Annotated in this window: 13 protein-coding genes; 9 read left to right on the top strand and 4 right to left on the bottom strand. The window is 65.2% G+C overall.

Annotated elements, in window-relative coordinates; all coding sequences use genetic code 11:
* Window positions 1-7: 7 nt before the first annotated feature.
* On the top strand, window positions 8-2,200 hold the full coding sequence (locus tag BcanWU425_RS28420) for a cation-translocating P-type ATPase (RefSeq protein ID WP_204510568.1): 2,193 nt from the start codon (window positions 8-10) through the stop codon (window positions 2,198-2,200).
* Complete coding sequence (gene ccoS / locus BcanWU425_RS28415) at window positions 2,200-2,367, top strand: cbb3-type cytochrome oxidase assembly protein CcoS (protein ID WP_007594007.1); 168 nt, start codon at window positions 2,200-2,202, stop codon at window positions 2,365-2,367. The genes BcanWU425_RS28420 and ccoS overlap by 1 nt, the downstream gene beginning before the upstream one ends.
* On the opposite strand, the gene BcanWU425_RS28410 is transcribed toward ccoS, so the two are convergent.
* Window positions 2,364-3,566, bottom strand: a complete 1,203-nt coding sequence (locus tag BcanWU425_RS28410) for an MFS transporter (RefSeq protein ID WP_204510569.1) — start codon at window positions 3,564-3,566, stop codon at window positions 2,364-2,366. The two genes, ccoS and BcanWU425_RS28410, sit on opposite strands and share 4 nt — an antisense overlap.
* Before the next feature lie 100 nt (window positions 3,567-3,666).
* A complete protein-coding gene (locus tag BcanWU425_RS28405) occupies window positions 3,667-4,149 on the bottom strand; it encodes a cupin domain-containing protein (protein WP_204510570.1) in 483 nt (160 codons plus the stop codon).
* Window positions 4,150-4,391: 242 nt separating this feature from the next.
* Between BcanWU425_RS28405 and BcanWU425_RS28400 the strand changes: the two genes are divergently transcribed.
* Both BcanWU425_RS28400 and BcanWU425_RS28395 read left to right on the top strand, forming a co-directional pair.
* Window positions 4,392-4,676: a hypothetical protein gene (locus BcanWU425_RS28400; protein WP_204510571.1), complete on the top strand. Its 285-nt coding sequence runs from the start codon at window positions 4,392-4,394 to the stop codon at window positions 4,674-4,676.
* Window positions 4,677-4,756: 80 nt separating this feature from the next.
* Window positions 4,757-5,473, top strand: coding sequence for a peroxiredoxin-like family protein (locus BcanWU425_RS28395; protein ID WP_085362251.1), 717 nt, complete (start codon window positions 4,757-4,759; stop codon window positions 5,471-5,473).
* Window positions 5,474-5,497: 24 nt separating this feature from the next.
* Here BcanWU425_RS28395 and BcanWU425_RS28390 read toward each other — a convergent pair whose 3' ends face one another.
* Complete coding sequence (locus tag BcanWU425_RS28390; protein ID WP_018457123.1) at window positions 5,498-6,385, bottom strand: LysR family transcriptional regulator; 888 nt, start codon at window positions 6,383-6,385, stop codon at window positions 5,498-5,500.
* Between the two features lie 177 nt (window positions 6,386-6,562).
* On the opposite strand from BcanWU425_RS28390, the gene BcanWU425_RS28385 reads away from it, so the two are divergent.
* The 3 genes from BcanWU425_RS28385 (at window position 6,563) to BcanWU425_RS28375 (ending at window position 9,627) form a co-directional block, all read left to right on the top strand.
* Complete coding sequence (locus BcanWU425_RS28385) at window positions 6,563-7,378, top strand: 3-hydroxybutyrate dehydrogenase (protein WP_094183368.1); 816 nt, start codon at window positions 6,563-6,565, stop codon at window positions 7,376-7,378.
* 68 nt (window positions 7,379-7,446) lie between these two features.
* Complete coding sequence (locus BcanWU425_RS28380) at window positions 7,447-8,592, top strand: patatin-like phospholipase family protein (RefSeq protein WP_018457121.1); 1,146 nt, start codon at window positions 7,447-7,449, stop codon at window positions 8,590-8,592.
* Window positions 8,593-8,628: 36 nt separating this feature from the next.
* Complete coding sequence (locus BcanWU425_RS28375) at window positions 8,629-9,627, top strand: oxygenase MpaB family protein (protein ID WP_210350865.1); 999 nt, start codon at window positions 8,629-8,631, stop codon at window positions 9,625-9,627.
* Between the two features lie 127 nt (window positions 9,628-9,754).
* On the opposite strand, the gene glgA is transcribed toward BcanWU425_RS28375, so the two are convergent.
* Window positions 9,755-11,170, bottom strand: a complete 1,416-nt coding sequence (gene glgA, locus BcanWU425_RS28370; RefSeq protein ID WP_085352107.1) for a glycogen synthase GlgA — start codon at window positions 11,168-11,170, stop codon at window positions 9,755-9,757.
* Window positions 11,171-11,365: 195 nt separating this feature from the next.
* Between glgA and BcanWU425_RS28365 the strand changes: the two genes are divergently transcribed.
* Window positions 11,366-12,562 (top strand): CaiB/BaiF CoA transferase family protein, encoded by a 1,197-nt coding sequence (locus BcanWU425_RS28365; protein WP_204510572.1) that lies wholly within the window; start codon window positions 11,366-11,368, stop codon window positions 12,560-12,562.
* A 184-nt stretch (window positions 12,563-12,746) separates the two neighbouring features.
* Window positions 12,747-13,814, top strand: a complete 1,068-nt coding sequence (locus BcanWU425_RS28360) for an alcohol dehydrogenase (RefSeq protein WP_204510573.1) — start codon at window positions 12,747-12,749, stop codon at window positions 13,812-13,814.
* Window positions 13,815-13,893 lie beyond the last annotated feature (79 nt).

Raw genomic sequence — 13,893 nt, 5'->3', positions numbered from 1 at the left:
TTTTGCCATGCACGTCTCGCGGGACTTTTCGCATTACGTCCGGACTGCGGGCGAGGGCGTCCAGCACATCGATCTCGCGGTCGAGGGCGTGCACTGCGCCGGCTGTATGGCCAAGATCGAGCGCGGGCTGTCCGCGATTCCCGACGTCACGCTGGCGCGCGTGAACCTCACCGACCGGCGCGTTGCGCTGGAATGGAAGGCGGGCACGCTCGATCCTATCAGCTTCATCGATCGCCTCGAAGAGCTCGGCTACAAGGCCTATCCTTACGAAACCGAGAGCGCGGAGGCGACCGAGGTCGCCGAATCGCGCTTCCTGCTGCGTTGCCTCGGCGTCGCCGCGTTCGCCACCATGAACGTGATGATGCTGTCGATCCCGGTGTGGTCCGGCAACGTCTCGGACATGCTGCCGGAGCAGCGCGATTTCTTCCACTGGCTGTCGGCGCTGATCGCGCTGCCGGCGGCGGCCTATGCCGGCCAGCCGTTCTTCCGCTCGGCCTGGCGCGCGCTGTCGGCCAGGACCACCAACATGGACGTGCCGATCTCGATCGGCGTGACGCTGGCGCTCGGCATGTCCGTGGTCGAGACCATCAACCACGCCGAGCACGCCTATTTCGACGCGGCGATCATGCTGCTCACTTTCCTACTGGTCGGTCGCTTCCTCGACCAGAACATGCGGCGGCGGACCCGCGCGGTCGCGGGCAATCTCGCCGCGCTCAAGGCGGAGACCGCGGCCAAGTTCGTCGGGCCCGACGAGATATCCCAAGTGCCGGTGGCCGCGATCTATCCCGGCGACATCGTGCTGCTGCGGCCCGGCGAGCGCTGCGCGGTCGACGGCACTGTGATCGAGGGCCGTTCCGAGATCGACCAGAGCCTGATCACCGGCGAGACGCTCTACGTCACGGCAGGCCAGGGCACGCCGGTCTATGCGGGATCGATGAACATCTCGGGGACCTTGCGGGTGCGGGTCTCGGCGGCCTCCGAGGCGACGCTGCTCGCCGAGATCACGCGGCTGCTCGACAATGCGCTGCAGGCGCGCTCGCGCTACATGCGGCTCGCAGACCGCGCTTCGCGACTCTACGCGCCGGTGGTGCATGCCACCGCGCTCGTCACCATCCTCGGCTGGGTCATCGCGGGCGCCGGCTGGCATGATGCCATCGTGACCGGCGTCGCGGTGCTGATCATCACCTGTCCCTGCGCGCTCGGGCTCGCCATTCCGACGGTACAGACCGTGGCCTCTGGCGCGATGTTCAAGGCTGGTGTCCTGCTGAATTCCGGCGATGCCATCGAGCGTCTCGCGGAAGCCGATCACGTCGTCTTCGACAAGACCGGCACGCTGACGCTGCCCGATCTCGAAGTGATGAATGCGGCCGATATTCCAGCAGACATCTTCGAGCTTGCCGGGCGGCTCGCGCTGTCGAGCCATCATCCGGTCGCCGCCGCGGTCGCGCAGGCCGCCGACGCCAGATCGCCGATCGTTGGCGCGGTCGAGGAGGCCGGCCAGGGCGTGCGCGCTGTGGTCGATGGCATCGAGATTCGCCTCGGCCGTCCGTCTTTCTGCGGCGCCGAGACGCTGGTCTCGGACGTGACACATCTCGACCCCGAAGCCTCCGTCGTGGCTTTCAGCAAGGGCAGCGAAAAATTCATCCTCTCCGTGCGCCAGGGCCTCCGTCCCGATGCGCAGGCTGTGATCGCGGCGCTGAAGGCGCGCAATATCGGCATCGAGATTCTCTCCGGCGACCGTGAACCGGCGGTGATCGCGGCGGCCCACGCGCTGGGCATCTCCGAATGGCGCGCCGGGGTGACCCCGGCCGACAAGATCGCGCGGATCGAGGTCCTGAAGCAGCGGGGCATGAAGGTCCTGATGGTCGGCGACGGCATGAACGATGCGCCCTCGCTGGCGGCGGCCCATGTCTCGATATCGCCGATCTCGGCCGCGCATTTGAGCCAAGCGACCGCCGATCTCGTCTTCCTCGGTCGGCCGCTGGCCCCGGTTGTCGCCGCCATCGATGCTTCGCGCAAGGCGCTGCACCTGATGCGGCAGAATCTCTGGCTGGCGATCGGCTACAATTTCCTCGCGGTGCCGGTCGCGATCAGCGGCGTCGTCACGCCGCTGATCGCGGCTGCCGCCATGAGCGGATCGTCGATCCTGGTGATGCTGAATTCGCTGCGTGCGCGCGGCGCCCCGCGGGAGATCGTGTGATGGAAATCCTGGTCATCCTGGTGCCGCTGGCGCTGATGCTCGGTCTCGCCGGTCTGGCCGCTTTCCTTTGGTCGCTTCGAAGCGGCCAGTACGACGATCTCGACGGCGCCGCCTGGCGCGCCATCGCCGACGACGAGCCGCCGCAGGAGGCGCCGGCCAAGCGCTAGCGCTTCAAGGCGAGCGTCAGCAGGGCCGCGACAGCGAGCGCCAGGCCCACCCCGGCCACGCAGGCATGCCAGCCATACGCGTCGAACAGCCGGCCGAGGACGGCGGTGCCGACGAGCCCACCGCAGAAATAGCAGGCGAGATAGGTGCCGCTGGCGATGCCGCGGTTTACAGCCGCAGCCTGTCCGACGAATCCTGTCGCAGCCGCTTGCGCGGAAAAGGTGCCGGTTCCGACCAGAACCATCCCGGCGAGGACCGCGCCCAGGTGCGGGACCAACATCAGCGGCAAGCCGACCCCGGCGATGGCGAGCGAGCCCCAGATCGTCGGACGCGTTCCGAGGCGCGACGCCACTTTGCCAGCCAGCAACGTGGTGACCACCGACGGCAGGAAGACGAAGTAAACGAAGCCGAGGTCCATCATGCCCAGCGACAGCGGTGGTCGAACCAGAACGAAATTGACGAATGTGAAGGTGCCGATGAATGCGAACAGGATGCAGAAGCCGATGCCGTAGGCGGCACGCAGCCGTGCATCCTGCCACTGCGCGATCGTCGCGGCAAACGCCGATGCCGTCGACGTCGTTGCACGCGTCGGCTGTACGCGCGCAATGGTGAAATAGACCAGGGCGGCACCGGCCAGATTGAGGGCCGCGAAGAAGTAGAAATTCCATGCCAGGCCAAGGCTATCGGCGATCGCGGCCGAGACCAGCCGGCCGACGAGATTGCTGGCGACGTTTCCTGTGATGTAGGCGGCAAAGGCGCCGCCGGAATCCATTGCGCTGCATTGCTCGCCGAGATGAGCCAATGTCAATGCGAAGGCGGACGCCATGCAGAGACCCTGCGCGACCCGCAGGCCGGTGAAGACGGCAAGATTGGGTGCAGTCGCCAGCAGGCTCGTCGGAATCGCGAGCAGGGTCAGGCTGAGCAGGATGCCGGTCCGCCTGTCGATGTGCGGGCTGAGAAGGCCGACGACGAGGCCTGCGACGGCCATGCCGAACGTGCTGGCGTTGACGGCCAGGCTCATCGCGGCCGGCGTGACGCCGTAGCGGCGCGTCAGCGAGGGCAGGATCGCCTGCGTCGCGAAGAGATCGACGACCGTCAGGAACGCAGTGAGGCCGATCACGAGAGAGCGAAGCGCAAGACCTGGTGAATGCGCGTCCATCGCCATCGCGGTTGGTTTGATCGGCGCGGAAAGATCGGTCATGGCAGGCCTCCCTTGTGATGAATGTGGCGCCCGCATGCGGGGCAGCATGGGGATCGCGGGCGCCACATTCCGTCACGCGTGCGCTGGGGTCGCGCACCCGTTACATGTTGTGGTCGTGCGGGTCCTTGCGGACGTCGCCGACATAGAGAATGACCGTTTCCTTGCCGAGGTTCTTCCACCAGTGCGAGGTGCCGGACACCTCCGGGCGGATGTCGCCGGCCTTGTGCACGATCGGATCGACGCAGTTGGAAACGTGTTCGACGATCTCGCCTTGCTGCACGAAGATCAGGGCAGGGCGGTCGTCATGGCTGTGCCAGGGCACGATGCCGCCGGGCTCGATGGTCAGCTTGCGGAAGCGCAGCTCGCGGCCTTCGATATGCGCCGGCTGTTTGCCGAGGTCGATGGCGCCGAGCGTGACGTCGGTGACGCCGACCGGCTTGTAGTCGACCATCTGCTGCGCGTTCGGCTTGATCTTGTCGGCCGGGCATTCGCCGGCGGAGACTGGCTGCGCCGAGAGTGTCAATACGCCGAGGATGGCCAAGCCGGGCCAGACCGCACGCGACAATGTGTGATGCTTGAACATCGGGACGTCTCCTGTGTTGGCCGCAACCGCAATGGTCGCTGGCTATGTTGGGACTTTCGTCGAGAGAGCGCTCGTTCTGAAATGCTCTTTCGCTCTCGCTGCGATAGACCGGCGCTATCGGGCCCGATAGGCGCTCGCTATCGAACCGATTGGGGATTGGCATTTCCGCTTCCCGAGCGACTGGCGTTCGATGGTGGGGCGCCCGGTTGGCGGGCGTTCACGTCACTCCGGAGGAACATCTCATGACGAAATTGTCCAAGACCTTGATTGCCACGGCTGCGTTCGTGGTCATCGCCACATCGGCCTTCGCGGAAGCCACATGGGACTTCAAGGCCGGCATGGCCTATATGTATGGCGGACCCGGCAAGATGTCGGCGATGGCCATGGCCCCGGCGGAGAAGAACCACGAGGCCATGATGAAGAACGCCAAGAAAGTCCCCGACAACACCGTCTTCTTCATGGACAACGGATCGCTGTATTCCACCTCGGGGCGGCTGGACCCGACCGGCAATTTCTACGTGAACTGATCGCGTGCGCATGACGGCCGCCCCTTGCGGGCGGCCGGATCGGGCACCTAATATTCGTCCCCTGAACGCTGGAGCGCAAGATGACCTCTCTCTCGCCGGCCGATGCCGAGCGGCTTAAACACGCCTTCCAGCGCTGCCGTGACATGGATGGCACGCTGAACGAGCAGCTCCGCGCCTATGCCGACGCCAGCCGCGACGTGTTCCCGGCCTATGGCGAGGCAGTCGACAATCTGGTGACCAGATTGAATGGAAACGGCGGCGGCGAGACCGCGCCGCGTCCGGGCGAGTCGATGCCGCCGTTCATGTTGCCGGACGAGAGCGGGCGTCTCGTCGCGCTGTCCTCACTGCTGGAGAGCGGCCCGGTCGCCGTGATGTTTTTCCGCGGCCATTGGTGTCCCTATTGCCGGCTCAATGTCCGCGCGGTGGTCCAGGCGCTGGACCGCGTCGAGTCCATGGGTGCGCGCATAGTCGCGATCATGCCGGAGACGCAGGAATACACCCAGCAGCTCAAGGCGGAAGCTGGTGCCCCATTTCCGATCCTGACCGACCTCGACAACGGCTATGCGTTGTCGCTCAATCTCGCGATCTGGCTCGGTGCCGAGATCCAGCACCTGTTGTCCTATCAGGACATGGCGAAATTCCACGGCAATGATGGCTGGATGCTGCCGATCCCGGCCGTGTTCGTCGTTGGTCGCGACGGTCTCGTGAAAGCCCGCTTCGTCGATCCGGATTTCCGCAAGCGAATCGAGATCGATGATCTGCTTGAAGCGTTGGAAGGCGCGAGCAGGGAGGCCTGAAAGAGTGAGGAGCGAGCGTGGCTGCTACCCCGCAATCTCCCGCCAATCCGCACCGCGCAACATGCGCATAACGGCATTGGCCACCGCCGTGCGCTGCCGGCCGGCCACCCCGTAGAGGCTGACGGTGCGACGGGCGTCCAGCCCGGCGACCGCAGCGCGCGTCAACGTCTCCGGAACGGGCGAGGTGTGCGGCAGCATGGCGACGCCGATGTCGGCCTCGACCAGCTCGATCAAATCGCGCTCGTTCGAGATTTCGTGACCCTGCTCGATCGCGATGCCGTGCTCGCGCAGGCTCGCCGAGATACGGGCGGAATGCTCGCAAAACGTCCGGCTCAGCAGCTGCTCCGCGCGCAGATCGTCCAGTGCGATGCTGCTGCGGCCGGCCAGGCGATGTCCGTCGCTGACCACGAGCTCGAAGCTCTCGGTGAACAGCGGCCAGACATCGAGCCGCTCCCAGGCCTCGTCGATGTCCGCGGCAATCCCTAGCTCGGCCTCGCCCTTCTTCAGGAACTCGGCCACTTCACGACTCGAGCCGCGCAGGAAGCGGAATTCGAGCCGGTTGAACTGCCGCTTGATCTGGTTGAGATGCGGAATGAGGAGCGACAGGTCGATCGCATGCGTCAGCGCGACGCGGAGCGCGCCGATCTCGCCGCTCCGGAACGAGGAGGCCAGCGATCGGGCGCCGGTGGCCGCTTCGAAACACTGCTTCAGCAGCGGATGCATGCGCTGGCCGAGCTCGGTCAATTGCGCCGCGGGCCGTTCGCGGCGAAACAGATCGCCGCCGAGCTCGGCCTCGAGCTGCTTGATCGCGCGCGTCAGCGAAGGCTGCGTCACGTTGCATTCCTCGGCGGCACGCGTGAAGTTCAAGAGTTGCGCCACCGCGAGGAAATAGCGGACCTGGTGCATTTCCATGGATCGGCTCCCGGCAAGATCAGCCGAAAGCTAGCCGATCGGCGCGGAGAATGACATCCCGACCGCAATAGCGCACAGGCATGGTTTCGGAAGCCAACGGGCATTTCCGTCAAACCCGGCGATGCTTCACAGTCGGCTCAGCACAAGTCGTCATGTCAAAGGAGTTTGCCCGTGAATATGTCCGTCAAACCGCAGACGTCCGCCTCCCGGGCGCTCGCGGGCAAGGTTGCGCTGGTCACGGGCTCAACCAGTGGCATCGGCCTCGGTATCGCGCGGGCACTTGCCGCGGCCGGCGCCGACATCGTGCTGAACGGCCTTGGTGTGGCGGCCGAGCTCGACCGGACGCGCGAGCAGATCGCGGCGGAGTTCGGCGTCAAGGCAAGGTTTTCGCCGGCCGACATGACCAGACCGAATTCGATCGCCGAAATGATCGCGGCGACGGTTGCGCAGGCCGGCCGCCTGGATATCCTGATCAACAATGCCGGCATCCAGCACGTTGCGCCGCTGGAGCAGTTTCCGGTCGAGAAATGGGACCAGATCCTCGCGATCAATCTGTCGTCGGCCTTCCACACCACGCGGCTCGCGCTGCCCGCAATGCGACAGAACGGGTTCGGGCGGATCATCAACATCGCCTCCGCGCACGGCCTGGTCGCCTCGCCGTTCAAGGCGGCCTACGTCGCCGCCAAGCACGGCATCGTCGGGCTCACCAAGGTGACCGCGCTGGAGACGGCAGAAGAGGGCATTACCTGCAACGCGATCTGTCCCGGCTATGTCTATACGCCACTGGTCGAGGCGCAGATCGATGGGCAGGCCAAGGCGCATGGAATCTCGCGTGACCAGGTGATCCGTGACGTGCTGCTGGCGCAACAGCCGAACAAGCGCTTCTCGACCGTCGAGGAGCTCGGTGCGCTCAGCGTATTTCTGTCCACCAACGCAGCGGCCACGATCACCGGGATTGCGTTGCCCGTGGACGGAGGCTGGACCGCGCATTGAGGCGAGCGCGTAACATAGGGTCGCTAGGAGCGAACATGGCAAGGGTACGGGCTCTCAGGGAGCAGAATATGAACGATGTGAAGCGCGATACCAGCGTGTCGAAGGATCTGCCCGGCCAGGTGGTGCTGGTGCTTCAGGGCGGCGGTGCACTCGGATCCTATCAGGCCGGGGTGTACCAGGCGCTGCACGAGGCCGGCATCGAGCCGGACTGGATCATCGGCACCTCGATCGGCGCCATCAATGCCTGGCTCATTGCGGGCAACGCGCCTGACCAGCGGCTGCTGCGCCTGAAGCAGTTCTGGAAACGGATGGAGCAGAATCCGGTCTGGAATCTGCGCACCCCGTTTGCCGGCTTCAATGAAAAGCTCGCCTATTGGTCGACCTTGACCCACGGCATTCCCGGCTTCTTCCGTCCCAATCCATTGGCGCATGCGGGCGATTCCTATCCGCTCGGAGCCGATCACGCCGGCTTCTATTCGACGGCGCCGCTGGAGCGGACGCTGCTCGAGCTTGTCGATTTCGGCCGGATCAACCGCTGCGCGCCACGGTTGACGGTCGGCGCCGCTCACGTCCGCAGCAGCCAGATGCGCTATTTCGACAGCCGCGACGGCGAGCTGACGGTGAAGCATGTCATGGCTTCGGGCGCGCTGCCGCCGGCGTTTCCGGCGGTACGCATCGACGGCGAGCTCTATTGGGACGGCGGCATTCTGTCGAACACGCCGACCGAGGCCGTCTTCGACGACAATCCGCGCAAAAATTCGCTGATCCTCGCCGTGCATTTGTGGAATCCCGCCGGCGCCGAGCCGACCACGATGGCGGAGGTGCTGAACCGGCACAAGGATGTGCAATATTCCAGCCGGATCGCGAGCCAGATCACGCGCCAGCAGCAAACCCATCGCCTGCGCCACGTCATTAGCCAGCTCGCCGCGCGACTGCCTGAAAGCGAGCGCAGCAATCCGGCGGTGAGGGAATTGATCGACTACGGCTGCCCGACCAGGATGCATGTCGTGCGCCTGCTTGCGCCGCAGCTCGACCGCGAGAGCCACACCAAGGATATCGACTTCAGTCCGTCCGGCATCATGCGGCGCTGGGATGCCGGCTATTCGCACACAAAGTCAGTGCTTGAGCGAAGGCCGTGGGTTGGCGAGTTCGATCCGCTCGCGAGCGTGGTGCTGCACGAACATATGGACGAGATGCCGATGGCGGCGGAGTAGGGCCGCAAGCGATCGTCCCCTTCATCGAATTGCCACATGCCTTGCGGATTGTCGGTCCTGGTCCGCAATCGAAAGTCCCTGCAGGTGGTGTCCGGGAGCGAACTTGAATCTGCCCTTGATACCGTCCGCGCCAACGCGGCGGGACCGGTCGCCGGCGTGTTCGGCCCTGACACGGTGACCTGGCAAATCGACCGCGAGGCCGTGATCTTTCTCGGCGCCGGCCGGGCGCTGCTCCTTCAACTCGCGCATCCCTGGGTCGCCGCCGCCATCGCCGAGCATTCGAAAACCCTCGCTGATCCGATCGGACGATTTCACCGCACCTTCGACATCGTCTTTGCCATGGTGTTCGGTTCGCTTGACCGCGCGCTGTTGTCGTCGCGGCAATTGCACCGGCGCCACAGCATGATCGTCGGCGAGATGCCCGAGACCGTCGGTCCATTCGCGGCAGGCTCGCGCTACTGTGCCAACGACATCCCGTCGCTGCGCTGGGTTCATGCCACGCTGGTCGAGACCGCGCTGATGGCGCATGATCTGGTCTTGCCGCCGCTCTCGGCGGACGAACGCGAACGCTACTGGGCCGAGAGTCGGTTGTTCGGTGCGTTGTTCGGGTTGACGGCGCACGATCTGCCGGCGGACTGGTCCGGCTTTGCGGCCTACACCGCGGCAATGACGCAGTCGGATACGCTGACCGTCAGCCCGGCCGCGCGCGAGATCGCCGCGCAGATCTTTGGTGGAGCGCGCCCGTGGTTGCGTCCGCCGCGCTGGTATCGCGCGCTCACCGCGAGCCTGCTGCCGGAAAGCTTGCGTGTGGGATTCGGGTTCGAGCTTGACGAGCGTGACACCAGATCCGCCGAGAAGGCGCTGCGATGGATACGGCGGGTCTATCCAAGGTTGCCAGACCGGCTGCGCTATGTCGGTCCCTACCAGGAAGCGCAAGCGCGGCTGCGCGGAGAGCCGCAGCCCGACTGGATGACGCGGTGCCTCAACCGTGCCTGGATCGGACGGTCGCAGATGGATGTGCGCGGGAGGGGGTGAAGTCCTCCGCCGTTGCCACAAACCACCGTCATTGCGAGGAGCTCTTGCGACGAAGCAATCCAGGCTGCTGCCACGGAAACAGTCTGGATTGCTTCGCTACGCTCGCAATGACGAGGACACGCAGGCCTCACACCGCCGCCAGCTTCCGGTACAGCGCGTTGTAGCTGCCGGCCGGGATGCTCCAGGAGAACGACCGTCCCATCGCACTGCGACGCATGGTGTCGAGCTGGTCCTGCGCCATGAAGGCGGAGAACGCACGGCGGACGCCGCCGAGGAAGGATTCATGCGAAGGTTTTGAGAACAGGAAGCCGGTTTCGCCGTCGGTAATGGTCTCGGCGAGGCCGCCGGTCTGGTGGCCGATCGGCAGCGAGCCGAAGCGCTGGGCGTACATCTGGCTGAGCCCGCAGGGCTCGAAGCGTGACGGCATCAATGTGAAGTCGCTACCGGCGAAGATGCGGCGCGCCTGGGCCTCGTTGAAGCCGATCACGACCCCGATCGCGTCAGGCCGCCGGCGATGCGCGTCGATTAGCGCCTGCTCGAGCGCCGGCTCGCCGGAGCCGGTGACCACGATCTGCCCGCCGGCATCGACGATCTCGTCGGCCGCCGCCAGCACGAGGTCGATGCCCTTCTGGTGCACGAGGCGGGCGACGATGCCGAACATCGGGCCGCGCGACACCGCAAGCCCGAACTGCTTGCGCACGTAATCCGCATTGGCCTTCTTGCCGACCCAGTCGCCGGCGCCGAACTGCTGGGCAAGCTGGGCGCAGGAACGCGGGTCCCAGCTCTCGTCGATGCCGTTGAGGATGCCGGTGAGCTCGGCCGCGTCGGAGCGGACTCGAAGCAGGCCTTCGAGACCGCAGCCGAATTCATCCGTGGTGATCTCCCGCGCATAGGTGCCGCTGACTGTGGTGAGATGCGAGGCGTAGACCAGCCCGGCCTTGAGGAAGGAGAGCTGGTCGTAGAACTCGACGCCGTCGATGTGGAAGGAGCTCTCCGGCGCGCCGATCCGCCGCAGCGAGTCCTTCGGGAAGAGGCCCTGATAGGCGAGGTTGTGAATGGTCAGGATCGACGGCAGCTTGGAGCCGCGCCAGGCGAGGTAGGCCGGCACGAGCGAAGCCTGCCAGTCATTGGCGTGGATCAGGTCTGCTGCCCAATCCTTGTCCAGCGTGCCCATCGCCAGCTCAGCGGCGGCCGAGGCAAAGCGCGCGAAACGGATGTCGTTATCGGGCCAGTCGCGCCCGGACTCGTCGCCATAGGGGTTGCCGGGCCGGTCGTAGAGTTGCGAGCACAACAGCACATAGACCGGCAGGCCGTCCTTGGTCGCGGCGCGGCCGAGCGAGCAGGCCGGCATCTCCGCGAACGCCGGACAGCGGCCAACGACCTGAATATGCGTGAGTTGTTCGATGATGTCGCGATAGCCGGGCAACATGATCCGGATGTCGGCGAAAGGACGAAGGGCTCGGGGGAGTGCAGCGGAAACGGCTCCAAGTCCGCCGACGCGGACAAAGTCGTCCATTTCTGTCGTAACGAACAAGACCCTCAAGAACTGCTGCCCTCTGCCGGAGCCCGATTGCTGCTATGCAAGAACGGGTCCAGTTGCCCTGGAATTCCCAAACCCCCCCGCGAGACGTGTCTGTTCGGTAAAGACTTTCCTACTCAGCGGCCGCCCTCTAGGGTCGGCGCACCAACAACAGAGAACTTCGATAAGTTCCTAAGTGACTCAAGGACGCAAGCAGGCATGCAGCTATCAGATAAGCATGAGGGGACCACGCCAAAGGCCTTCGCCGGCCTTAGGGTCCTGGATTTTTCGACCACCATCGCCGGTCCCCATTGTGCGCGGATGCTCGCCGACATGGGCGCCGAGGTCATCAAGATCGAGACCGACGGCGGCGAGACGATGCGGACCCGGCCGCCGCTGCGCAAGGGCTGCAGCACCGTGTTCGGCCAGCTCAACGTCGGCAAGAAGAGCGTCGTGCTCGACCTCAAGTCCGAGGACGGCAAGGAGGCGGTCCGCCGGCTGGCCGCGACTGCCGACATCCTGGTCGAGAACTTCCGCCCGGGCGTGATGCATCGGCTGCGGCTCGACTATGACAGAATACGCACGGTCAACCCGAAGTTGATCTACTGCTCGATCTCCGGCTACGGCCAGAGCGGCCCGTCGGCCGAGCTGCCGGCCTATGCGCCGGTGATCCATGCAGCCTCGGGCTACGACATGGCGCATCTCGCCTATCAGCCCGGCCGCAGCCGCCCGGATTATTGCGGCATCTACCATGCCGACGTCGTCACCGGCACCTACGGGTTCGGCGCGATCGCGTCGGCGCTCTACCAGCGCACCCTGACTGGGCTCGGCCAGCATATCGACGTTTCCATGCTGGAATCGATGCTGACGCTGACATTGATCGAGTTGCAGAACTCGCAGTTCACCGTGAAGCCGCCGCCGCGCCCGATGTTCGGGCCGACCGAGACGGCGAGCGGTTATGTCATGATCACGGTTGCCAGCGAGAAGACGTTTCAGGGACTGATGGGAGTGATCGGCCGCCCCGAATGGATCTCCGATCCGCGCTTCTCCACCTACGCCGCGCGTCGCGATCATTGGGCCGACTTGATGGACGGTGTCGAGGCCTGGTCGCGGCAGCTCTCGACCGATGTCTGTCTTGTCGCGTTAGGTGCGGCCGGCGTGCCGGCCTCGGCCTACCGCACTGTGTCCGAAGCACTGGCCGATCCGCAGCTCGCGCACCGAGAGGCGCTCTCGTCTGTCGAGGATGAAGGCGGCTCGTTCCAGGTCCTCAATCTGCCGTTCCGGATGACCGGTGCTGATACAACACCGGGCAAGACGATGGCCGTTCTTGGCGAGCACACGGACGGACTGCGCGCGGAGATCGGGCTCACCGACAATGCGCCAATTCCGTCAGGCAAAACAGCCGTGCAAGGCTGAGGGCAAGGCTGACGGCAAGTCTCACGGGAAGTCTGACGGATACCACGCTGTGGCAAGCAATGCGGCGTTGCGCGTGGCCGGCTTGCCATCATCCGTCAGCCTAAATTAGACAGGTCCGAGTTTGTCTCGTCCTGCCGCCCATGCCATGGTGGCGACGATAAGAAAAATATCCGGGAGGACGCCAATGAAAAGTTTCAAGGTCGCCGATTTCAAGGCGCCGCTGCAGGAGTTCGACGAGGCCACGCCGCAACCGTCCGGCACGCAGGTGCTGATCAAGGTGAAGGCGGCCGGCGTCTGCCATAGCGACCTTCACATTTGGGAAGGTGGCTACGATCTCGGCCACGGCCGCAAGCCGCTCTCGCTGAAGGATCGCGGCATCAACCTGCCGCTGACCATGGGGCACGAGACGGTCGGCGAGGTGCTCGCCTTCGGCCCGGACGTGAAGTCGTCGGACCAGGGCGACGTGAAGATCGGCGATGTCGGGCTGGTCTATCCCTGGATCGGTTGCGGCAAATGCGCGACCTGTCTCGCCGGTGACGAGAACATGTGCCTGACGCCGCGCTCGCTCGGCGTCTATTGCGCCGGCGGCTATTCCGACCACATGCTGGTGCCGCATCCGCGCTATTTGCTCAACCTCAAAGGCCTCGATCCCGCGTCAGCTGCACCCTACGCCTGCTCGGGCGTCACGACCTACAGCGCGCTGAAGAAGCTCGAGCAGCACTTCGACACGCCGATCGTGATGTTCGGCGCCGGCGGACTTGGCCTGATGGCACTGTCGCTGCTGAAGGCGATGGGCGGCAAGGGCGCGATCATGGTCGACATCGACGCGAAGAAACGCGAAGCGGCGGAGCAAGCCGGCGCGCTCGCGACCGTCGATCCCAAGGCGGCCGACGCGCTGGAGCAGCTTGCCAAGAAAGCCGGTGGTCCCATCCGCGCCGTGCTCGATCTCGTCGGAAACGCCGCCACCACGCAACTCGGCTTCGACTGCCTGACCAAGGGCGGCAAGCTCGTCCTCGTCGGCCTGTTCGGCGGCGGTGCGACCTGGGCGCTGCCGCTGATTCCGATCAAGGCGGTGACGATCCAGGGCAGCTATGTCGGCAATTTGCGCGAGACGCAGGAGCTGCTCGACCTGGTGCGAGCGAAGAACATAGCGCCGATCCCCGTGACGCGGCAGCCGCTCGCCAAGGCCAACGACGCGCTGGTGCAGCTGCAGCAGGGCGCGGTGGTTGGCCGCACGGTGCTGACGCCGTAACCAACGCTCCATCCTCCGTCATTGCGAGGAGCGAAGCGACGAAGCAATCCAGAGTGTTTCCGCAGATGCAGTTCTGGAT

Origin of the sequence: Bradyrhizobium sp. WU425, assembly GCF_021052305.1 — a bacterium.
GTDB lineage: Bacteria > Pseudomonadota > Alphaproteobacteria > Rhizobiales > Xanthobacteraceae > Bradyrhizobium > Bradyrhizobium canariense_D.
The sequence above is the reverse complement of the archived record's forward strand: the minus strand, read 5'-3'. Positions and strand labels throughout refer to the sequence as shown.

Excerpts from the sequence above, each read along its gene's own strand:
- BcanWU425_RS28420 (WP_204510568.1), top strand. The coding sequence starts at position 8 with ATGCACGTCTCGCGGGACTTTTCGCATTACGTCCGGACTGCGGGCGAG.
- ccoS (WP_007594007.1), top strand. The coding sequence starts at position 2,200 with ATGGAAATCCTGGTCATCCTGGTGCCGCTGGCGCTGATGCTCGGTCTC.
- BcanWU425_RS28410 (WP_204510569.1), bottom strand. The coding sequence starts at position 3,566 with ATGACCGATCTTTCCGCGCCGATCAAACCAACCGCGATGGCGATGGAC.
- BcanWU425_RS28405 (WP_204510570.1), bottom strand. The coding sequence starts at position 4,149 with ATGTTCAAGCATCACACATTGTCGCGTGCGGTCTGGCCCGGCTTGGCC.
- BcanWU425_RS28400 (WP_204510571.1), top strand. The coding sequence starts at position 4,392 with ATGACGAAATTGTCCAAGACCTTGATTGCCACGGCTGCGTTCGTGGTC.
- BcanWU425_RS28395 (WP_085362251.1), top strand. The coding sequence starts at position 4,757 with ATGACCTCTCTCTCGCCGGCCGATGCCGAGCGGCTTAAACACGCCTTC.
- BcanWU425_RS28390 (WP_018457123.1), bottom strand. The coding sequence starts at position 6,385 with ATGGAAATGCACCAGGTCCGCTATTTCCTCGCGGTGGCGCAACTCTTG.
- BcanWU425_RS28385 (WP_094183368.1), top strand. The coding sequence starts at position 6,563 with ATGTCCGTCAAACCGCAGACGTCCGCCTCCCGGGCGCTCGCGGGCAAG.
- BcanWU425_RS28380 (WP_018457121.1), top strand. The coding sequence starts at position 7,447 with ATGAACGATGTGAAGCGCGATACCAGCGTGTCGAAGGATCTGCCCGGC.
- BcanWU425_RS28375 (WP_210350865.1), top strand. The coding sequence starts at position 8,629 with ATGCCTTGCGGATTGTCGGTCCTGGTCCGCAATCGAAAGTCCCTGCAG.
- BcanWU425_RS28365 (WP_204510572.1), top strand. The coding sequence starts at position 11,366 with ATGCAGCTATCAGATAAGCATGAGGGGACCACGCCAAAGGCCTTCGCC.
- BcanWU425_RS28360 (WP_204510573.1), top strand. The coding sequence starts at position 12,747 with ATGAAAAGTTTCAAGGTCGCCGATTTCAAGGCGCCGCTGCAGGAGTTC.